The sequence below is a fragment of the Johannesbaptistia floridana genome (assembly GCF_057440575.1).
In genome coordinates, this window is the sequence record NZ_JALKVM010000423.1 from 1 (window position 1) to 19859 (window position 19859).

The window sequence follows — 19859 nt, forward strand, 5'->3', positions numbered from 1 at the left end:
TCATTACTCATTACTCATTACTCATTACTCATTACTCATTACTCATTACTCATTATGGTGCGTTACGCGCTCCGCGCAGTTCACACCCTACTTTTAGAATTTTTCAGTTTCTCTAACTGGACCTAAATTCCCAGGACGATTTAGGAAGAGATTTCCGGCTGCATTATTTTGATAAATACAGTCTATCGCTGGGGTTGCTTCTAAAGTTCCTGTATAACCAAAGGTATTCATACGGTGTTTACAGTCTCTTACTTGTTCTTGAGTTACTAAATTTTCTTTTTCTAAAATTGACCAGTTATTACGGCGCAATACACACCCTGGAGTCATCAGTGGTTGAGTAACATACACATTGAAGGGATTAAGAGTGAGAAAAACACGCATATCTGTTACAATAGCACTAGCACCGAACTGAACGCATAATTCTGGGTCTGGCGCACTCCTGTCTATTACTTCACGAGAGGCTACGTTTTCTGGATTCAAAGTAGCTGTAGAACTAAAAGCGATACCTACACCAATCCCCATGACGAATATTACTCCAAATAAAGCAATAGTAGCTACACTAAGCTGACTCAAAAAGGATGGCTTAGAAGAGTTACGAGAAGGACCGGGACGAGGTGGTGCATATTTAGTAGAGTTACGCTTCATAGTTTTTATTTAAATAATCGAGTATTAATAGATTTAGTTATATGTTATTTACTCTCAGCTTAACATATTTTTTTCTCTCAATCTCCAATAAATCTCATACTTCCTGTTTAACTATAATTACTAAAAAAAGCTAATTTTAGTAATATTAATATAGGTTTAAATACTATAAATGAGTAAATTCCAAGATGCCTTCACTATTTTTCTCAGTCTCCTTGTAGAAGCGATTCCCTTTTTAGTTTTAGGAACAATACTATCAACTACCCTATTGTTACTAGTTGATGAACAAAAATTTGCCAGAAGAATGCCTCGTAATCCTATTATTGGTTCTTTGTTTGGAAGTTTTATCGGCTTTTTCTTTCCCGTGTGTGAGTGTGGCAATGTTCCCGTTGCTAGACGCTTTTTACTTCAGGGGTTACCTACCTCTGTAGCCATTGGCTTTTTATTAGCTGCACCTACTGTTAATCCTATTGTAATTTGGTCTACTTGGGTAGCTTTTCGAGATCAGCCTGAGATAGTTTGGTTGAGAATTCTTTTTTCTTGGTTAATTGCTAGTATTATAGCTTGTATTTTTAGCATTCAAAAGGATTCACGTCCTTTGCTAAATAATCTTTTGGCTAAACGTCTTACCACTAAATTTGCTAATCGCCAGGTAGCTGGAGATAGTGGTAGGGAAAAAAAATCTCCCCTGTTAGAGAGAGGAAGTTTTTTAACTGATGAGTTGGGAAATATACAAAAGTTAGATGAAGAATTGCTCAATAAAACAAGTAAACCAAAATTTTTACCCTCATTTTTAAATAATATTATTAAGGAATTGCGGGATTTAGGTAGCATTTTGATTATCGGCAGTGCGATCGCCACTATTATTCAGATGTTCGTACCTAGAGAGTTTATTGTTACTCTTGGTCAAGGTACTATTAGTTCTATTTTAGCGATGATGCTGCTTGCCGCCGTTGTTTCTATTTGTTCTACTGTTGATTCTTTTTTTGCACTTTCTTTTGCTTCTACCTTTACTAATAGTTCTTTACTAGCATTTTTGGTATTTGGTCCCATGATTGACATCAAAGCTATTGGCTTAATGTTGTCTATTTTCAAGCCTAGAATGATTATTTACTTCTTTATTCTTGCGGGGCAATTAACTTTTATCTTGACTCTCAGCTATAGTTACTTTTTCTGAAATTTATTTCTGAAATTTATTTCTGAAATTTATTTCTGAAATTTATTTCTGAAATTTATTCTATGTTTTCTAAGAAGATGATTTGCTTAGGTAATTGAGCTACTTTTCCTTTGTTTTGGCTAAATACGCCCAGGTCTATTAAAAATAGTAAAGTTACCACAAAGCTGCTGGCGATCGCTAAAGTTAATTGATGTAATTGTTTATCCATGATGTTTTTTTTGATATTATTTTTTTATTTCTTTCTTCTATTCTAGTTAAAAATACTGAAAATGTAAACATCTTTTGGCTGATTTTGAGCAACAATACTCATTAAAACTCTTTCTCAGGTTATAAATTTTTTGATATGCTAAGACGCATTACACTCAGATCTTGCATCTTTATCCAAAGTTACTTGTGGATGAGTAATGAGTAATGAGTAATGAGTAATGAGTAATGAGTTAAAGAATTAATGCTCAATGCTTAATCTACCCCTTGATGGTGTACATCATCGAGGTATAGATGATGCCAGAAATATTGCACGTATTGTACAAGCAATCCTCTCCCAATCCGAAGGATAAATAGCCTGATGACAAGCGCAATTTAATTTTTAAAATTTATGTACTCAAAAATTACATTATCAGCATATTGACGAGATTGAGACAATTCTGTCTCACTACGGATTGTCCAAGCGATAATTGGCAAAGAAAAAATACGCTTAGCTATTTGAGTAGCAATATTGGGCAAAAAGCGAATATCATAGGCAATAAAATTAGGTTTACTGAGCCAATTAAACATTAAATTAGTTAGTAAAACCTGATTATACCAAGGTAAAGGTTGATTGTAAAAATTTGTGGATAATTGACCACGAGTAATGTGAGGAGCATTTTCCACAAACCAAGCGAGAGAATAAGGATTAAAAGATTGAATCGCCAACTCCCCTCGATATGGTTGTAATTTTTTGAGTAAAATTTCTTCAAATTTACCAGCAGAACCAGTATTTTTGATTTCTAATAAAATTGGTACTTGTCCATCAATTAAAGATAAAGCATCTTCTAATAGAGGAATAAATTGATTAGTATCTAAAAGCCTTATTTTTTTGATAGTTTCAGCCGTTTGTTCTGAAATTTTCCCTTGAACACCAGTCATTCTTTCTAAATTATCATCATGAAAAACAGCTATATTATCATCAGACATAAACTGAATATCTAACTCAATGGGATAATGATGATTAATAGCCGCTTCAAAAGCAGCAAGGGAATTTTCTGGAATGGTTGGACCTTTGTGTAAACCTCGATGGGCAATAGGTTGAGAAGTAAGCCATTGCATTAGTTTAACCCTATAGATATTTTATTTGTTTAGCTTTTCGCTGAGAAGGAAATAACTAGCTTTTATTTACACTTAAGATAATAATCTAGATGCTAATAATTTGTTAACTTAATTCTCGACCAACTTAACTGATGATTAACATTATCCCAATGCCAGCGTAAAAAACGAGCAGGTTGTCCTGGTGACATCATAGGTAAAGACAAAGCTTGACGAGGAGAAGTAGTAGCTAGGGAGATAGCCACAGGTACATCACAAATATCCCATTTAACTAAATTTTCTACAGATGCCAAAAGAGGTAAAGTAGTACCAGCTAAAGTTCCATTTTCTAATCTAGCAGTTCCATCTTTTACTACTATTTGGCGATTGTCCCAAGGATAACATCCATTACCCAAACCCAGAGGCGCTAAAGCATCACTCACCAAAAACACACCATCTTCATAAGTACTAGCTTTTAGGAGTAATTGCATCATAGTGGGGCAAACATGATAACCATCAGCGATTAAACCACATTTAACCCTAGAGTCAATAATTGCCTCTCCTAATAAACCTGGTTGACGATGGTGAAGACTAGGCATAGCATTAAAAGCATGAGTTACCATAGTTGCTCCCTGGCTAAATGCCCGTTTTGCTTCTTCACTAGTAGCTAGAGAGTGGCCTAAACTAACTACAATACCCTCATTAACTAAATAGGGAATAACTGTACCTGTAGAATCTAGTTCCGGTGCTAGAGTGATAATTTTGATAATTGAGGTATACTCTCCTAAAAGATTGTAGACATTTTCCAAAGTTAGGGGTAAGAGATATTGTGGAGGGTGGGCACCTCTTTTTTCAGGATTTAAAAAAGGTCCTTCTAAATGAACCCCCAAGACTTGAGAGTGTCTAGAATCTTGTTGACTCATATAATCGGCAATTATTGATAAAGAAGTCTTGATTTTTGCTAAATCTGTAGTGATAATTGTGGGCAAAAAGGCGTCTATACCTTGACTTGCTAAGTATTCAGCAATTTTCCCTAAAGGTTCTACTGTGGTTAAATCGGTAAAAGCAAAGCCTAAACCGCCATTGATTTGTAAGTCCACACCTCCTAGAGATAGCCAATCACCCTCTAAATCAATAACAATATATTTATCATCAAACTTATCAACCCAAGCTTGTTGAGAGATAATTAAACCTTTGCTATCTACGGTAATTTCTTGTAATTCCTGATATCCTGGTATTAGCGCACGAATTATTTTTAAATCTTGATTCATATATCTAAAATCTAATGACGGTAAATACAAACAAAGCAGCAATGATTGGGATTATTATGGGCAGTGACTCTGACTTACCCACTATGAAAGCAGCTATTGATATCTGTGCAGAATTTGGTGTGCCTACAGAAGTGGCGATTGTTTCTGCCCATCGTACTCCCCAAAGAATGTTTGATTATGCCACCTCTGCCCATACTAAAGGGTTAAAGGTGATTATAGCTGGTGCCGGAGGCGCTGCTCATTTACCTGGTATGGTAGCAGCTTTAACCCCTTTACCAGTAATTGGTGTCCCTGTCCCCTCCCGTCATCTACAAGGGGTTGATTCTCTCTATTCTATTGTGCAAATGCCTGGAGGTATTCCCGTGGCAACAGTAGCTATTGGCAATGCTAAAAATGCAGGTTTATTAGCTGTACAAATTTTAGCTACTTCTGACTCAACTTTACTCTCTAAGGTACAAAAGTATAGAGAGGAACTTTCGGCAATGGTTTTAGCTAAACAAGATAAGTTAGATAGTTTGGGCTACCAAAGTTATCTTCAATCTCAAGAATAAATAGGCTGAGGTGGGTGTTAGGTTTTAGGTTTCAGCATAATAAATGAGGGCGCAAGTATCAGCAAAGGGCGCAAGCATCAGCAAAGGGCGCAAGTATCAGCAAAGGGCGCAAGTATCAGCAAAGGGCGCAAGTATCAGCAAAGGGCGCAAGCCTTGCGCCCCTACTACGTGGCACTTTTTTTTACAAGAGAACCAGATCAAACCTATATCCAGTAACAGTTTTATACTTATTCAGCAAGCCCTACTTAAAAAAATGAGTACACCCGTCAACATCCCACCACGATCATCGGAGTACCGATTATAGTGGGGGCTTGCAAAAGCCTATAGTTGACCAGTCTTAGTTCTAATCAAACTACGTTTTAAAAGCCATCACACCTACAAATACCTCGCCAGTTTGTAGCTCTATGGTTACCCGCATTTCTCACAAACTTTGCGCACTGAGCTTCGCTCTCGATCTCTTCGAGATCGCTAATTTCAGAAGCTTTATAGAATAACGATTTAACCTAGATGTAGCTCCTCTTTGGAAAACAACACTCTGTAAAAAAGCTCGATAACAAAATAAGGTTTGAGAGAACCAAGAAAAATTTTTATTTGAGGGAAATAAAAATCTCGGCTAACTCTTAGAAAATACCCTTAATTAAATATTATCAAAATAATTTTATTTGGTATAATTTAAATAGTTTGACATTAATTTTATTCTATTAAATAAAGTAAATGAGTAATAAAAAAAGACAAGAATTATATTTTAAAAAGCAACAGAGAAAAGAAATTATTGCAGATTTTAGTGATGGACTTATTACCTCAAATGCGGGTATTATCTTAATAGCAGAATTAGATAAAAAGTTAAAAATTACAGAAAATTTTTCTAAATGTTTTCAAGACTATCGGCATCTTTCTTATACAGATTATACCCTAAGCGAATTATTAGCACAAAGGATTTTCTGATGTGATAGAAAAAGCCATAAAAGATGAGGACACGGGTGGCGAAGCGAATCGAAGCCACCGTGAGATGTCCGTTATGAAGAGCGCGTTGAATTGGCTTCAGAATTTTTTGATGATTTAGGCTTTAATAAGCAAGAATTAGACACAGTGAGAGAGATTGTTCCTAATGTTCAATATTTTCATTCCCCCCTGAACGCTTACTTTCTGGAGATGAAAAATATTTAACCACGTCTTTTGCCTCCCCTTTATTATAAGCAACTATAAAGTGATATAATCCTCTATATATCATTTCTATTGAAATTGAATCAAATGGTAATGATAATTCCTCTGCTACCGCATCTCCTAAGTCTATTAATACTCCATAAAATAGCCAAGTCCCCCATATTTGTAATTTAATTCCATTAACTGAACCTGTCCATAAATAACTTAACCCCAATAATCTTTTTACTATATTAAATGCTTCCTCTATTCGCCAACGTTTACCATATAAATTAGCCACTACATGAGGAGGTAAAATTTGAGAATCTATTACTGATGTTAAGTACGAATGCCATTTATTTTTTGACCTAATTTCCACTAAACGTAAAGTAACAATTGGCGTTCCCTTTTTGCCACAACCTATATTAATCAAGCTATCTTTTAAGTCATGACTATTGGTAAATCGCTTTAATATTTCTACAGATGCTCCTTTTTTTATTCTCGTTAATTTCAAACAGGAGATATTGTCAAAGCGGTTGTAACTAAAGGCTACGAAAACAGGAACTTATGTCGGTAGAGTAGCAGTCAGAAAGTGCGACCTGAAAGTTGCATCCTTTGAGTGGAACTCTCAGAAAGTTCCCAGCCTAGTAGTCAAGGCTGTACCCGCTCAAAGGGGCGTTACTGGTAACGGTAGAGTCTCACAGCTAGAGAGTTAAATGTCATTTGTGGCGTGGAGTCATCTCACAAGACGAGTGGCTAGGGTAAGATGACTAAGCCTAACGAAAGTGAATCTGTGTAAGCTTCGTCAGGCTAGACCAATCAGGTAAAGATGACCTGGGTTGGATGGGGATAAAGGTGTAGGATTTAACGACCTGTGCCAAAAGAATATACTATTTTCTGACGTATATTTAGACTACCAATAAATCCCTCGGAGTATAGCAGAAGGATAAGGTCATCGGATCTCAAAAGATGTGAAACAGGATAAGCCCTATAAGGTCTCTTGGAATAATCTAGGAGTAGGCTCTCGCGCCAGCAAAGCGGAATCCCTTAGAGGGTAAAGGATGGTTAAAAAGCGAAGGCTGACAGTCGAAAGACAAGGGTAATAAATAACCTGTCAGATAGGGAATACCCAACTTGAAAAAGTGCCCACTTAACCAGGTGAAATCAGCTCATATTACGAAGTAAGGAAACCGAACCAAAAAGGAAAAGATAGATGCAGTCAAATGTAATCGTAACTCAAGGAACAAACGACAATAAGAAGTGGCACAATATTGATTGGGTCAGGATTCGTCGTAATGTTAGGAATCTGAGACAGAGAATATTTAGAGCAACTCTTTGGCGGTGATGTCAAAAAGGTTAGTAACCTTCAAAAACTAATGTTGAGGGGGAACGGAGCAGTAATGCTCCAGACCTACCCAACAACAGGTAGTTTTAACATTAAAACTGCTAACCAAACAGTTCAAGGTATTAGTCACAAATACTGTAAACCTATTCACAAGGCGTCTGGATACAACTATGCAACATAATAATGGTCCCTCATTTCCTCTCATCGCTAACCTGATGAGAGGTTTAGCTCAGATCTTGCACCTTTGCCAAAAGTTGCTGGTGATGGTTGAGTAATGAGTAATGAGTAATGAGTAATGAGTTTTTTTAAGTATTTATACTTACTTTTTTGAACCAAAAAATCCACCGAAACCACTAAATGAATGAATTTTTCTGACAGCTAAATTAGTACATAAGTACTGGTGCAAGATCTCAGTTTAGCGAGAGTCTCCATGAGGGCGGAAAGATGAGGGAAATCTCCTTAAAAGTGTAAGATATCCGTTTTACATTCTAAATTCTCTTTGTCTTAGACCAAAGCACGCAAATACAAAAGTACTAAATAGGCCAACAGGCGAGAGGGGGAGCACCGGAGCAGGGAGCAGGGAGAGGGGGAGCACCGGAGCAGGGAGAGGGGGAGCAGGGAGAGGGGGAGAGGGGGAGAGCTGATAAGGGTAGGTTTTTAACATTTCGGTGAGGACGGGACAAGGGAGGAACGAAGACAAGGAGACAAGGGAGATAATACAATTAAAACAGCGTCTTGTCCCATTAATGTACCCCTAAAATACAGATACTTCCTTGTCTACTTTCCTTCCTTGTCTTCTTTGTCTCAACCTCACTACAAGCTCTTGGTAAAAAACCTACCCTTGTGAGGGGGGAGAGGGGGAGAAAGAGGGTTTTTAAGGATTTGCATCAATATTTAATTATATAATTAATTAAACATTAATGTTGGGTTATCTCCCTGCCCAACCTACAAAATCTAGTCTGAATACGCCTTTAGGGTCAACCAATTTTTAAGGGCGATCGCATTAATTCTTTAACTCATTACTTCAAAACTTCTTTCACTTCAAGAGTCATTATGGTGCGTTACGGGCTGCGCCCTAACACACCCTACTAATGCTAAATTAACCTCAGAAAAAGTTCATTTCTCTTTAGCCCATATCTTGCAAAGGTATACCAATTTTTAAGCGTTTAGCATTAATTCTTTAACTCATTACTTCAAAACTTCTTACTTCAAAACTTCAAAACTTCAAAACTTCAAAACTCATTATTCATCCCCCACCAGTAACATTAGGTAAAGATGCAAAATCTGAGTATCACCCATTGAGATTCTTTTTTAACTCAACGAAATGTAACAATTTTTACAGTGAATTTTGTTAAAATAGAGTAAGAAAACGAGTTGGGATATATCTGGATTATGAGAACTCACGAGAAAATAGAAATTATTAAAAGTCAATACATTGAAGCCTCTCAAGTAGCTATGATTGGCTTAATTGTAGGTAGTTCTTTTCTTGTTGCTTCGATTCCTATATTTCTAGGAATGAATACTGATATCAATTATACTACTCAAGATAGTGAGTTAGTGGTTCCGAGTGAAGCAACGTTATGGAATGTAGTAAAATAGTTATATATTCATCAAGTTAAATTAGCCATTTCCTATATTTAGATGTTCTTCCAATAAATTAGGTACTTTTGAAGATGGTACCTGAGTATAATGGGCACGGTCCGGTAAAACGATTAGATTCGGTCCTTGTTTGCATTTTTTCAAGCACCCAGTCTTTTTAACTTTCACCTCTTCTTCTAAACCATGTTTAACTAAATTATTGGTTAATTCGTGATAAACTGCCTCTCCGCCTTTTTTCCAGCAGTTAGATTTTTGACAGATAAGAATACATTTCCCTGGAGATTGAGATTTATTTTCACTAGTGGCCTTTGGTTTTTTACTAGAATTATTCTTAATATCTGTAAGTGTCTCCACTGATTCTGCTTTTAAGCTTAATTTTCCTGTTTTATCAGAAACTTTAGCTATTACAGCTACTTGTAGCCACATATCTGGTTTTAATACCTGTTCTAATTCTTCTCTTTGCTCTTTTTGTACTTTGACCCAGTATTCTTTCTGGTTTACTTCTAAACGCAAATACTTAATTTTATATCCGTCTTTATAGATAAAACCTCGAAATTGCCCTTCTAGATTGTGAAAAGATGTTTTAGATATTGTTTTCATTGCTTATTTTCCTCTACTACTATTTGGGATAAATCTGTTTGCCAACAAGTTTCTAACCAGTTGATTAAATCAACTCGCTTCATCTGGGTTTGACGAAGCACTTGCCAAACTTGAATCGCCACTAATGGACTATGCAGTTCTATTAATAAGGGTTGACCAAGGCTACAGGAGCAGGGGATGTTTAAATCTAATAATCGATAATATACTTGCCAGCGATCGCTATTTTTTACACTGACTGGTTGAGTTTCTTTGCTCTTTTGATATCTATTTGACATCTTTTTCGACTAATTGAGAATCTTTCTTAATAATTTTCTTTTTTTCAGTATAGCACTAAATAGAAAAAATTCTCAGTTATTAAGAAAAAGAAATACTTTGAGGGAAATTAGCTAGAATGAAGAGAGGATAATAATTTTAAGGAATAGACTCAAATGGTAACTAATCAAGGATTAGTACAAAATTTTACAGAAATAAAAGAGAACCCTATCTTACTAGACAAAAATGTAACCACTCCAGTATGCGAAGGCTTAAATATTAGTTTGGCTAGTTTCCAAGCTCTTTACATACAGTATCAAAAACATCACTTTGTGGTAGAGGGGACAGAATTTTACCAATTACACCAATATTTCCAAGAATCATACGAAGAAGTCCAAGAACATGTTCATGAATTAGGAGAACGTCTCAACGGCTTAGGAGGAGTACCAGCAGCAAGCTTTAGTAAATTAGCTGAATTGACTTGCTTTACTCCAGAAGAAGACGGAGTTTTTGACGTTCGCACCATGATTGAACACGATTTAAAGGCAGAACAAGAAGTTATTAAAGTAATTCGTAGTCAAGCAGCTCAAGCAGAAAGTTTAGGCGATCGCGCTACCCGTTATTTATATGAGCAAATCTTACTATCAACTGAAGAAAGAGCCTATCATTTAGATCATTTCCTCGCACCTGATAGCTTAACTCTGGGCTTAAATGGTAATCGCAATTAATAATTTTGGCAATTATTCAAATAAAGCCTTCTCCAGATTTAAAATCCGAGGCTTGCGGGTGACCCCATAAGCGCAGTCACAGTTAAAATTCGAGAGCGATACAATAAGGAAAGGATTTTCTCCTTTCCTTTTAATTTATTATCCTGATAATCAATCCCACCTTTGAAAATATATGTCTTTAGAAACCACAGCTAATTATACTTGTGCCTTTTGTGGAGAAATTAACACAACTTTTATAGACATAACAACAGGTAGTTATCAATCTTATGTAGAAGACTGCCAAATTTGTTGTCAGCCAAATATTTTAGATATAGAAATCAATCCAGAAACGCTAACAATAATTATTAATAGTGAACCAGAATCTTAGAAGTGGTTGACTCAGATCTTGCATCTTTACCTAATGTTACTGGTTGTGGTTGAGTAATGAGTTTTGAAGTAATGAGTAATGAGTTAAAGAACTGATGCTCAACGCTTAAAAATTGGTATACCTTTGCAAGATATAGGCTAAAGAGAAATGAACTTTTTCTGAGGTTAATTTAGTACATAAGTTCTGGTGCAAGATATGAGTTGAGGCAAATGGGCGTTTATCCTGTTTTTTCTTCTAAGGTTAATTTTCTTTCTTTTTCTCAAGATACCTATGCCGCGAGAGAAAACCTGCTCAAAATTGCCAGCCTTTACCAGTTAATGGTTTGGGGTCACAAATAACTTATGAAGTGGCGGAGAGCGCCTCCCAATAACTCAAGATTATTGACCAAAAAACAGCCTCTCTTGGCGCTCTCCGCTTTCGCTGGCAATTTTGAGTAAGTTTATTGCACCCCTGCATCTACTGAAATTATCTTGCCGTGGAATTGGTTGGGTTCAAGGCTAGGGGTCTGTTCCAAAACATGGAAATTTCTATATAGCATTTTTCGGACTCATGAGGTTGTACCTAACTCTCTTGCCTCTCTTGCCTCAAAAGGATAACCTCTGTACCTCACCAGTATGAGAATTGCTATAAACAAGCACTTTAGCAGTTGATCCGAAGACTAGATCAGGAAAATACCACCAAGTTAAAATGATTTTTTCTTATTAATAAGTAATTGTATCAATTTTGACAAAAAAATTAATTGCTATAATTAGAGTACTGGTTAATTTGTAATTAATTAGTCATGATATAATCCTATTTAAACAATCAAAAAAATCAATCAAAATATCAGTACTAACACAGATTAATGGAGAAATTATCAACAAGATAAACTAGTAGAGTCACGGTAATAGTGAAGTTGTCATTAATTAATTAGTGATGATATAATTCTATTTAAACAAGGAAAAAATCAATCAAAATATCAGTAAAAATACAGATAAATCGAGGTGTTATTATGTTGAAAAGAAACTTTGGAAAAGTAGTTGTACCCCTAATAATTTTGTATATTGCTGCTGGAGACTTATTTTTACCGGAAAGCATTGGTATGTATAGTCGGAAAACTCGGGAGACAGTAAACGGTTATTTAGTAAGTTTGTTTCCTGACAAAGAAATAGAAAGTCCCTACGGAAAGACTGACGAAGCAATTGAACAAATGGAACAAAAAAAACGCGGGAATTAAATTATATTCCCGCAATTTGAGATTAATTACTGTTAATTACTTGTTTTTTAACCAGCTAAACATAGCTCGTAAATCTTGACCAACTTCTTCAACTAAATGTTCACTTTCTTGGCGTCTAGTTGCTGTAAATACTGGTTTACCCGATTGGTTTTCTAAGACAAACTCGCGAGCAAACTTACCAGACTGAATTTCTTCAAGAATACGGCGCATCTCAGCTCGTGTTTGGTCATTAACTATGCGCGGACCACGAGTATAGTCACCGTATTCAGCAGTATTAGAGATGCTATCACGCATCTTAGCTAAACCACCCTCAACAATCAAATCAACGATGAGCTTAACTTCATGGAGACATTCAAAATAAGCTAACTCTGGTTGGTATCCAGCCTCAACTAAAGTTTCAAATCCCGCTTTGATGAGGGCACTTAAACCACCACAAAGTACAGCTTGTTCTCCAAATAAATCAGTTTCAGTTTCCTCTCTAAAGGTAGTTTCGAGTATGCCACCACGAGTACCACCAATACCTTTAGCATAGGCCATAGCGCGATCGCGAGCTTGTCCAGAAGCATCTTGATAGACGGCAAATAAACAGGGAACACCTTCTCCCTGTTCATAAGTACGTCTTACCAGATGTCCTGGGCCTTTTGGTGCTACCATAATCACATCTACGAAATCTGGAGGAACAACTTGACCAAAATGAATATTAAAACCGTGGGCAAAGGCGATTATTTTACCTTCCGTTAAGTTAGGTAAGATTTCTTGGGTATAAATTTGTTTCTGTACCTCATCAGGTAATAAAATCATAATTAAATCTGCTTTAGCCGCAGCATCAGCCACATTCATAACCTGAAAACCAGCAGCTTCAGCCTTAGATACAGACCTACTTCCTTCATAGAGTCCGATAATTACGTTAACACCACTTTCTTTAAGGTTAAGGGCATGGGCATGACCTTGAGAACCGTAGCCAATAATTGCAATAGTTTTATCTGTGAGTAAATCGAGATTGGCATCGGCATCATAGTACATTTTTGCCATAAAAAAATATCTCCTGGCAGTAAAAATTAATTCTGTAAACTCTTCATTATACTCTAATTACTGAAATTAATAAAAGGCTATACTAAAACAGTATGGAAAAAATTAACTATAAAAATAACTATCAAACAGCAAATATGTATTCAATATTCTCAGAACCTTTAAGTAGAGAAAGGCTGACAATAGGAATAGCTGATTTACCACCAAGGTTAGTAAAAACAAAATTAACACAGTTATCAGACTTCCACTACGATGGTTTGCACCTATCAACAAAACAATTAGAAGAGGCGATCGCCGCTAGTAATCAAGAAAACCCTGATTTAGTTATACTTACAGGAGACTTTATTACAGATAAACCAGACCCAATTCATCAATTAGCCTTACAACTCAAACATTTAAAAAGTAAACAGGGAGTGTACGCTTGTTTAGGCAATCATGACAGTTACTATCTCCCCGGGAGAGCAGAAATTATCCAAGCGTTAACTAATGTAGGCATAAAAGTACTTTGGAATGAAATAGCCTATCCCTGGGGAGCAGATTTTCCCCTAGTGGGATTAGCGGATTTTTGGTCAAAAGAATTTCAACCTGCTTCAGTTTTAGACCAGTTAAACCCTGATACACCACGTTTAGTATTATCTCATAATCCCGATACAGCATCTATACTAAGTAAATGGCGAGTTGATTTACAACTATCTGGCCATACACATGGGGGACAAATTGTAATCCCTGGCTTGGGACCAGCGCCCCTATTGCTAGAAACCATACGAAAAAATACACCTCGTTATTTACATCCTTGGATTCCCTTTTTGAAAGAATGTGGAGGTGTGGCACGTAATTGGAATTGGGCAAGAGGGTGGCATCAAATTGGGAGAAATCAACTCTATGTCAATCGAGGACTAGGGAGTTATTTTCCAGGGCGTATTAACTGCCCACCAGAATTGACGGTAATTACCCTGGTCAGTCAAAATAGTTAAATAAAACCTATAGTCAAAATAAAAATATGATGGGCTTCATCCGCGCCAACTTAACGGAATTAAAAAGTTATACTCCCCATCCAGGAGGAGAGTCAAATCAAAAAATAGAAAGAATAGATAGATTAGATACAAACGAAAGCCCCTACGATTTACCAGCAGAATTAAAAGCAAAATTAGCCTGGTTGTATCAAGAAACAATAGAAAATAATCGGTATCCAGACGGGAGTCAACAGCAATTAAAAGAGGCGATCGCCACCTACGTCAATCAATCACCCTTCCCTCTAAATAATACAACCCTTACCGCCAATCATCTCTCTATAGGTAACGGCTCAGATGAATTAATTCGCACCATACTTATTGCCACTTGTCTTGGTGGTGAAGGAGCAGTGATGGTAGCTAATCCAACTTTTTCTATGTATGGAATTATTGCCAAAACCTTAGGAATTCCAGTAGTAGAAATCCCCAGAAATGTAGAAGACTTTAGCTTCAACTTAGAAGCAGCTCAACAGGCTCTTTTAGAGCAAAAATCCCCGCCAATTCGGGTAATTTTCCTCGTACACCCTAACTCCCCTACAGGTAACCTAATTCAGAAACAAGAATTAAACTGGTTGCGCAGTCTACCTTCAGATATTCTAGTAGTAATTGACGAAGCCTACTGCGAATATAGTCAAACTACCTTAGTTGGGGAAATAGCTACTCATCCTAACTGGCTAATTTTACGCACCTTTTCTAAAGCCTTGCGTTTAGCCTCCCACCGTGTTGGTTATGGAATCGCCCATCCTCAAATAATTACTGCCCTAGAAAAAGTTCGTTTACCCTACAACTTACCTAGTTTTTCTCAAACTGCCGCCTTAGTTGCCCTCAATCACTACCAACAACTACTAGCAGTGATTCCTGAGATTATTACCGCAAGAGAAAAAATAACTACTGAATTATCTCAATTTGAGCACTTCCGTATTTGGCCAAGTGCTGCTAACTTCGTTTATCTACGCCCTCAAAATCCTCACCTAGACTTAGCAGAATTAACAGCAAAACTCAAAGCAAAAGGGACTCTCATCCGGCATACTGGAGGAGGATTAAGGATTACTGTGGGCACTGAAGCAGAAAATCATAGAACCTTAGCTAATTTTGCCGATTTGCTTAGTTAAATCCCATATTAACTTGGCGCATATTCCTAATAGTTTGAGGAAAAAGTCCTACCAATAAGGCTAAAGCTTCATCAGGAATAGTCGCTAAAGTTTCTAAATCGAACCAATACTGAAACTGGTTAAGAATTGACTGAGCTTTTTCCCGAGGATTATCACAGATAGTAATTTGCTGAATAATACGAATCCATTCTTGTCTCGTTAAATAGGCATTAATTTTTGCCTGGGAATCAGTGGGAGTACTAAAAGATATATTGCCTATGGTCAAAACTTTGACTGTATTTAAGTCTATATTCCCCCCCACAATTGCTCCAGGACCAGCAAAATCTGCATAGTAATGCTTATAGAGAATTAAACCACTTTTTTGACTTGGATCGATAATTAATAATTCTCCGGCGCGTAATTTTTGCAGTAAACTAGAGTTTTGATGTTTCTGCTGGGTGTCTAACATCGCTTTTTAGATACTCATAGAGAGTTGATCTTTGTTGAGGATAACGTCCCATAGAAATAATTGCTTGTTGTAAATCTTTGACTTCTAAACACGTACCTCCTTGGGCACCAGCCATAGTCGTAATGTGCTCTTCCATCAAAGTACCACCTAAATCATTACATCCCCATTCTAATGCTTTTTTAGCTCCTGTTAAACCTAACTTGACCCAACTTGGCTGATGATTGACAATCCATTTACCCAAAAAGATACGGGCTACCGCCGTTAAATGTAAAGTTTGCAGCAAGTCTGGTTGTTTTCTCCCCACTCTCTTGGCTAAAGCTGGTGGTGCCTGTTCTCCCACAAAGGGTAAAATAATAAACTCACTGATACGAGCTGGATAACCTTTGGCTTCAGCAGTTTTTTGTAAATTTCGTAACTGATTTAAGTGGGCGATTTGCTGAGATGGTTTTTCAATATGTCCACTTAACATCGTGCTGGTTGTGGGTATTCCTAGACGATGGGCGCTGCTAATTATTTCTAGCCAAGTTGCGGTATTAATTTTTTCAGGACAGATAATTTTACGAATTCTATCATCTAAAATCTCTGCCGCTGTGCCAGGAATTGAACCAACTCCCGCATCTTTTAAAGCTCTTAACACCTCATCAATACTTAGATTATCTTCCCTCGCTATAAATTCAACTTCCTGGGGAGAAAAGGCGTGTAGGTGAATCTCTGGGTATTTTTCTTTGATACTAGTCACAAGTTTGAGATAATATGCTAAAGAAGTACCGTTAAGTTTAGCTTCGGGATTAAGCCCCCCTTGCATACAAATTTCTGTGGCTTTTCTACTAACGGCATCGCCAACTTTATCAAGAATCTCTGTGATATTTAACCAAAAAGCGTCTTTATCTCCAAAATCTCTACGAAAAGCACAAAAATTACAGTGCTGCTCGCATATATTGGTAAAGTTAACATTCCTGTTAACCACATAAGTCACAGTATCGCCTACTAGTTGCCGTCTTATTTGGTTGGCAGTTTGACTAATCGCTGCCACAGCACTTGGTTCTTGATTGTATAATAAAGTTAGTGCTTGATTTGGAGTAATTTCTACTCCAGCTAAAGCTTGTTCTAAGATAGTATTTACTGTCTCCATATTTTAAAAACATCCTCATATAGCTCTTTTTAACCTTGATTGAAAAAGAAACACTCGATTTATTAGAATGGCCTCGTTTGTGTAAACATTTATCGACTTTTGCCGCAACAAAACTGGGAGTTAATGCTGCTTTGAGTTTAACAATTCCCTCAACCTTTGGAGAAAGTCTAGAATTACTTAGCCAAACTAAAGAAATTTGTAGCTTGGAAACAAAAGTCAACACAGCTTGGTCTTTTAATGGTATCAAAGATATTCAAGCTTTTCTACGTCGAGCTGCACTACAAGGAATGCTCACGGGAACAGAATTATTAGATATCGCTAGTACTTTAGCTGGAGTTAGACGTATACGCAAAGTAATTGATGATAACACGGAAATACCGACTCTACAAGCTTTGGTGGTGGGAATTAGTACCCACATAACCCTTGAACAAGATATATATTACTGTATCGATGATAGTGGCGATGTCACGGAGCGGGCTTCAGAGAAGTTAGCAAGTATTCGCAAATCCCTCAAAAGTTATAGAGAAAAAATTCAACAAAATCTTCAAGGCATTATCCAAAGACAGGGAAATGCCCTACAGGAGAACTTAATTACTACTAGAGCAGAGCGCTTCGTTTTACCCGTTAAAATTACTCACAAAGATCAAATTCCCGGCATTGTTCATGATAGCTCTAGTAGCGGTGCTACTCTATATATAGAGCCTAAGTCTGTCATTCAATTAGGTAATGATCTTCGTCAATTAGCACGTCAAGAACAAAGAGAAATAGAAGTAGTGCTCAAAGCCTTAACGGCTAAGGTGGCCGCTGTTAAAGATGATTTAGAACATTTAGTAAAGGTAGCAACAATTCTAGATTTAGCTACAGCTAGAGCTCATTATAGTCTCTGGTTAGATGCTAAACCCCCCGAGTTAATCGATTCTCCCACAACTAAATCTATCAAACTGCAAAAACTAAAGCACCCTCTACTGATTTGGCAACAAAAACACGAAGAGGGAGAACAAGTAGTTCCAATTAATGTCAATATTAAACCAGAAATTAGGGTAGTAGCAATTACTGGACCAAATACTGGTGGTAAAACCGTTACTCTCAAAACCATCGGTTTAGCCGCTTTGATGGCTAAGGTGGGTCTATTTATTCCGGCAGCAGAACCAGTAGAAATAGCGTGGTTTGAAAAGATATTGGCAGATATCGGCGACGAACAGTCAATAGAACAGAATTTATCGACTTTTTCTGGTCACATTAACCGGATAATTCGGATTTTAGCAGAAATTAATCAGGAAGATGATTTAAGTCAGAGTTTAGTGCTATTAGATGAAGTGGGAGCAGGAACAGATCCTACAGAAGGCAGTGCCCTGGCGATCGCCCTTCTGCAAACTTTGGCCGCCAGAGTGTGGTTAACAGTGGCTACTACCCACTACGGAGAGTTAAAAGCTCTCAAATACCAAGACTCTCGTTTTGAAAATGCTTCGGTAGAATTTGACGATGTAACTCTATCTCCTACTTACCGTCTACTTTGGGGCATCCCCGGAAGATCTAATGCCTTACTGATTGCTCAACGTTTAGGCTTAGAATCAACAATTATTGAGCAGGCAAAAACTAAAGTAGGTGGCTACTCAGAAGATATTAATCAAGTTATCGCCGGATTAGAAGCTCAACGCAAAGAGCAAGAAGCAAAAGCCCAAGCAGCAGCGCAGTTACTGGAAGAAACAGAGCGCTTTTATGGGGAAATTTCTGCTAAAGCTAAGGAATTACAAGCAAGAGAGCAGGAATTGAAAATATCTCAAGAAAAGGCGATAAATGAGGAAATTGCTGCCGCTAAAGCTGAAATTGCCCAGGTAATTCGAGAATTGCAACAGGGAGGGCAAACCGCTCAAAAAGCTCAAAAAGCTAGTAGCAATCTCGCAGAAATAAATCAAGCCTACTCTCAAAAACCCCCAACTAAGTCTAAGCCTAGTTATATGCCTAAAGTAGGTGAAAAAGTGAGAATACCTAGTCTCGGGCAAACGGCAGAAGTTTTAGCAGCTCCCGATAACCAAGGGCAATTGGCAGTGCGCTTTGGAATTATGAAAATGATGGTTGATTTAACGGATCTTGAATCACTAGATGGTCAAAAAGTTGAAAAACCAAGTAAACCACCAGTGAAAACATCACCAACTTCAGCTAAGCCAGAAAAACTCAATGTGAGAACTTCTAAAAATACTATAGATATAAGAGGGGCAAGAGTGGCAGATGCAGAAATAGAATTAGATAGGGCGATCGCTCAAAATACTGATTACGAACTCCTCTGGATTATTCATGGTAAAGGTACAGGTAAGCTACGTCAAGGGGTACACGAATTTCTTAAAAATCATCCCCGAATTGCCAGTTTTAAACTAGCTCCCAACAACGAAGGAGGCGCTGGGGTAACCATGGCTTATTTAAAAGTTTAACTAAGGTTAGGTGTTAGCACTTTGTAGGTTGGGTTGAGGCACGAAACCCAACAATCTCTATAATTATTGAGTCAGGGTAGATGTTGGGTTGCAAAGCACGCTTAACTCAGACCAAAGCATCTTTATCACTCATTTACTTGTGGTGGATTAATAATGAGTAATGAGTCTTGAAGTAAGAAGTAATAAGTAAGGTTACTGACATAATTTGGTGCGTTACGGGCTTCGCCCTAACACACCCTACTCCCTTGTGGTGGATTAATAATGAGTAATGAGTCTTGAAGTAAGAAGTAATAAGTAAGGTTACTGACATAATTTGGTGCGTTACGGGCTTCGCCCTAACACACCCTACTCATACTGATTACGAACTCCTCTGGATTATTCATGGTAAAGGTACAGGTAAGCTACGTCAAGGGGTACACGAATTTCTTAAAAATCATCCCCGAATTGCCAGTTTTAAACTAGCTCCCAACAACGAAGGAGGCGCTGGGGTAACCATGGCTTATTTAAAAGTTTAACTAAGTAATTTTACT

General features: G+C 37.2%; 18 protein-coding genes and 3 pseudogenes. 11 read left to right on the top strand and 10 right to left on the bottom strand.

Features of this window, described 5'->3' with window-relative positions:
* Positions 1–93: 93 nt before the first annotated feature.
* The gene (locus MW688_RS24205) at positions 94–645 is read right to left on the bottom strand and encodes a DUF3172 domain-containing protein (protein ID WP_486738579.1); all 552 of its coding nucleotides are present in this window, start codon (positions 643–645) and stop codon (positions 94–96) included.
* Positions 646–814: 169 nt separating this feature from the next.
* Here MW688_RS24205 and MW688_RS24210 point away from each other — a divergent pair, with 169 nt between their 5' ends.
* Complete coding sequence (locus MW688_RS24210; RefSeq protein ID WP_486738580.1) at positions 815–1819, top strand: permease; 1005 nt, start codon at positions 815–817, stop codon at positions 1817–1819.
* Positions 1820–1874: 55 nt separating this feature from the next.
* Here MW688_RS24210 and MW688_RS24215 read toward each other — a convergent pair whose 3' ends face one another.
* The 3 genes from MW688_RS24215 to nagA form a co-directional block, all read right to left on the bottom strand.
* Entirely contained in the window at positions 1875–2027 is a 153-nt protein-coding gene (locus MW688_RS24215; RefSeq protein WP_486738581.1) for a hypothetical protein, read from the bottom strand.
* Between the two features lie 371 nt (positions 2028–2398).
* Positions 2399–3124 carry a glycerophosphodiester phosphodiesterase family protein gene (locus tag MW688_RS24220; protein ID WP_486738582.1) on the bottom strand — a complete coding sequence of 242 codons (726 nt, stop codon included), beginning with the start codon at positions 3122–3124 and terminating at the stop codon, positions 2399–2401.
* 92 nt (positions 3125–3216) lie between these two features.
* On the bottom strand, positions 3217–4371 hold the full coding sequence (nagA, locus tag MW688_RS24225; RefSeq protein ID WP_486738583.1) for an N-acetylglucosamine-6-phosphate deacetylase: 1155 nt from the start codon (positions 4369–4371) through the stop codon (positions 3217–3219).
* A gap of 14 nt (positions 4372–4385) precedes the next feature.
* On the opposite strand from nagA, the gene purE reads away from it, so the two are divergent.
* Positions 4386–4922 carry a 5-(carboxyamino)imidazole ribonucleotide mutase gene (gene purE / locus MW688_RS24230; RefSeq protein ID WP_486738584.1) on the top strand — a complete coding sequence of 179 codons (537 nt, stop codon included), beginning with the start codon at positions 4386–4388 and terminating at the stop codon, positions 4920–4922.
* Positions 4923–5636: 714 nt separating this feature from the next.
* Positions 5637–5864 (top strand): annotated as a pseudogene (locus tag MW688_RS24235) (transposase); the annotation flags it as partial.
* 187 nt (positions 5865–6051) lie between these two features.
* On the opposite strand, the pseudogene MW688_RS24240 reads toward MW688_RS24235, so the two are convergent.
* Positions 6052–6570 (bottom strand): annotated as a pseudogene (locus MW688_RS24240) (transposase); the annotation flags it as partial.
* 2229 nt (positions 6571–8799) lie between these two features.
* Here MW688_RS24240 and MW688_RS24245 point away from each other — a divergent pair.
* Entirely contained in the window at positions 8800–9006 is a 207-nt protein-coding gene (locus MW688_RS24245) for a hypothetical protein (RefSeq protein WP_486738585.1), read from the top strand.
* A 21-nt stretch (positions 9007–9027) separates the two neighbouring features.
* Here MW688_RS24245 and MW688_RS24250 read toward each other — a convergent pair whose 3' ends face one another.
* Together MW688_RS24250 and MW688_RS24255 are read right to left on the bottom strand one after the other, a co-directional pair.
* Complete coding sequence (locus tag MW688_RS24250) at positions 9028–9606, bottom strand: (2Fe-2S) ferredoxin domain-containing protein (RefSeq protein WP_486738586.1); 579 nt, start codon at positions 9604–9606, stop codon at positions 9028–9030.
* A complete protein-coding gene (locus MW688_RS24255; protein WP_486738587.1) occupies positions 9603–9881 on the bottom strand; it encodes an Asr1405/Asl0597 family protein in 279 nt (92 codons plus the stop codon). The genes MW688_RS24250 and MW688_RS24255 overlap by 4 nt, the downstream gene beginning before the upstream one ends.
* A gap of 153 nt (positions 9882–10034) precedes the next feature.
* On the opposite strand from MW688_RS24255, the gene dpsA reads away from it, so the two are divergent.
* The 3 genes from dpsA to MW688_RS24270 all read left to right on the top strand — a co-directional run bounded on the left by dpsA (position 10035) and on the right by MW688_RS24270 (position 12169).
* A complete protein-coding gene (gene dpsA / locus MW688_RS24260) occupies positions 10035–10586 on the top strand; it encodes a DNA starvation/stress protection protein DpsA (protein ID WP_486738588.1) in 552 nt (183 codons plus the stop codon).
* A 172-nt stretch (positions 10587–10758) separates the two neighbouring features.
* The gene (locus MW688_RS24265) at positions 10759–10953 is read left to right on the top strand and encodes a CPXCG motif-containing cysteine-rich protein (protein WP_486738589.1); all 195 of its coding nucleotides are present in this window, start codon (positions 10759–10761) and stop codon (positions 10951–10953) included.
* 991 nt (positions 10954–11944) lie between these two features.
* The gene (locus tag MW688_RS24270; RefSeq protein ID WP_486738590.1) at positions 11945–12169 is read left to right on the top strand and encodes a hypothetical protein; all 225 of its coding nucleotides are present in this window, start codon (positions 11945–11947) and stop codon (positions 12167–12169) included.
* A 36-nt stretch (positions 12170–12205) separates the two neighbouring features.
* Here MW688_RS24270 and ilvC read toward each other — a convergent pair whose 3' ends face one another.
* Complete coding sequence (gene ilvC / locus MW688_RS24275) at positions 12206–13201, bottom strand: ketol-acid reductoisomerase (RefSeq protein ID WP_486738591.1); 996 nt, start codon at positions 13199–13201, stop codon at positions 12206–12208.
* A gap of 134 nt (positions 13202–13335) precedes the next feature.
* Here ilvC and MW688_RS24280 point away from each other — a divergent pair, with 134 nt between their 5' ends.
* Complete coding sequence (locus tag MW688_RS24280; protein ID WP_486738613.1) at positions 13336–14172, top strand: metallophosphoesterase; 837 nt, start codon at positions 13336–13338, stop codon at positions 14170–14172.
* A 26-nt stretch (positions 14173–14198) separates the two neighbouring features.
* Positions 14199–15320, top strand: coding sequence for a histidinol-phosphate transaminase (locus tag MW688_RS24285; protein WP_486738592.1), 1122 nt, complete (start codon positions 14199–14201; stop codon positions 15318–15320).
* On the opposite strand, the gene MW688_RS24290 is transcribed toward MW688_RS24285, so the two are convergent.
* Together MW688_RS24290 and cofH are read right to left on the bottom strand one after the other, a co-directional pair.
* Entirely contained in the window at positions 15313–15768 is a 456-nt protein-coding gene (locus MW688_RS24290; RefSeq protein WP_486738593.1) for a hypothetical protein, read from the bottom strand. The two genes, MW688_RS24285 and MW688_RS24290, sit on opposite strands and share 8 nt — an antisense overlap.
* A complete protein-coding gene (cofH, locus tag MW688_RS24295; RefSeq protein WP_486738594.1) occupies positions 15734–16900 on the bottom strand; it encodes a 7,8-didemethyl-8-hydroxy-5-deazariboflavin synthase subunit CofH in 1167 nt (388 codons plus the stop codon). Before cofH ends, MW688_RS24290 begins: the two co-directional genes overlap by 35 nt.
* A gap of 35 nt (positions 16901–16935) precedes the next feature.
* On the opposite strand from cofH, the gene MW688_RS24300 reads away from it, so the two are divergent.
* Positions 16936–19329, top strand: a complete 2394-nt coding sequence (locus MW688_RS24300; protein WP_486738595.1) for an endonuclease MutS2 — start codon at positions 16936–16938, stop codon at positions 19327–19329.
* Between the two features lie 353 nt (positions 19330–19682).
* Positions 19683–19844 (top strand): annotated as a pseudogene (locus MW688_RS24305) (Smr/MutS family protein); the annotation flags it as partial.
* Between the last annotated feature and the right edge of the window lie 15 nt (positions 19845–19859).

Bases quoted from the DNA above. Each gene is read 5' to 3' on its own strand.
- ilvC (WP_486738591.1), bottom strand. From the start codon at position 13,201: ATGGCAAAAATGTACTATGATGCCGATGCCAATCTCGATTTACTCACA.
- dpsA (WP_486738588.1), top strand. From the start codon at position 10,035: ATGGTAACTAATCAAGGATTAGTACAAAATTTTACAGAAATAAAAGAG.
- MW688_RS24205 (WP_486738579.1), bottom strand. From the start codon at position 645: ATGAAGCGTAACTCTACTAAATATGCACCACCTCGTCCCGGTCCTTCT.
- MW688_RS24265 (WP_486738589.1), top strand. From the start codon at position 10,759: ATGTCTTTAGAAACCACAGCTAATTATACTTGTGCCTTTTGTGGAGAA.
- MW688_RS24270 (WP_486738590.1), top strand. From the start codon at position 11,945: ATGTTGAAAAGAAACTTTGGAAAAGTAGTTGTACCCCTAATAATTTTG.
- MW688_RS24250 (WP_486738586.1), bottom strand. From the start codon at position 9,606: ATGAAAACAATATCTAAAACATCTTTTCACAATCTAGAAGGGCAATTT.
- nagA (WP_486738583.1), bottom strand. From the start codon at position 4,371: ATGAATCAAGATTTAAAAATAATTCGTGCGCTAATACCAGGATATCAG.
- cofH (WP_486738594.1), bottom strand. From the start codon at position 16,900: ATGGAGACAGTAAATACTATCTTAGAACAAGCTTTAGCTGGAGTAGAA.
- MW688_RS24255 (WP_486738587.1), bottom strand. From the start codon at position 9,881: ATGTCAAATAGATATCAAAAGAGCAAAGAAACTCAACCAGTCAGTGTA.
- MW688_RS24210 (WP_486738580.1), top strand. From the start codon at position 815: ATGAGTAAATTCCAAGATGCCTTCACTATTTTTCTCAGTCTCCTTGTA.
- MW688_RS24285 (WP_486738592.1), top strand. From the start codon at position 14,199: ATGATGGGCTTCATCCGCGCCAACTTAACGGAATTAAAAAGTTATACT.
- MW688_RS24280 (WP_486738613.1), top strand. From the start codon at position 13,336: ATGTATTCAATATTCTCAGAACCTTTAAGTAGAGAAAGGCTGACAATA.
- MW688_RS24220 (WP_486738582.1), bottom strand. From the start codon at position 3,124: ATGCAATGGCTTACTTCTCAACCTATTGCCCATCGAGGTTTACACAAA.
- MW688_RS24290 (WP_486738593.1), bottom strand. From the start codon at position 15,768: ATGTTAGACACCCAGCAGAAACATCAAAACTCTAGTTTACTGCAAAAA.
- purE (WP_486738584.1), top strand. From the start codon at position 4,386: ATGACGGTAAATACAAACAAAGCAGCAATGATTGGGATTATTATGGGC.
- MW688_RS24215 (WP_486738581.1), bottom strand. From the start codon at position 2,027: ATGGATAAACAATTACATCAATTAACTTTAGCGATCGCCAGCAGCTTT.
- MW688_RS24245 (WP_486738585.1), top strand. From the start codon at position 8,800: ATGAGAACTCACGAGAAAATAGAAATTATTAAAAGTCAATACATTGAA.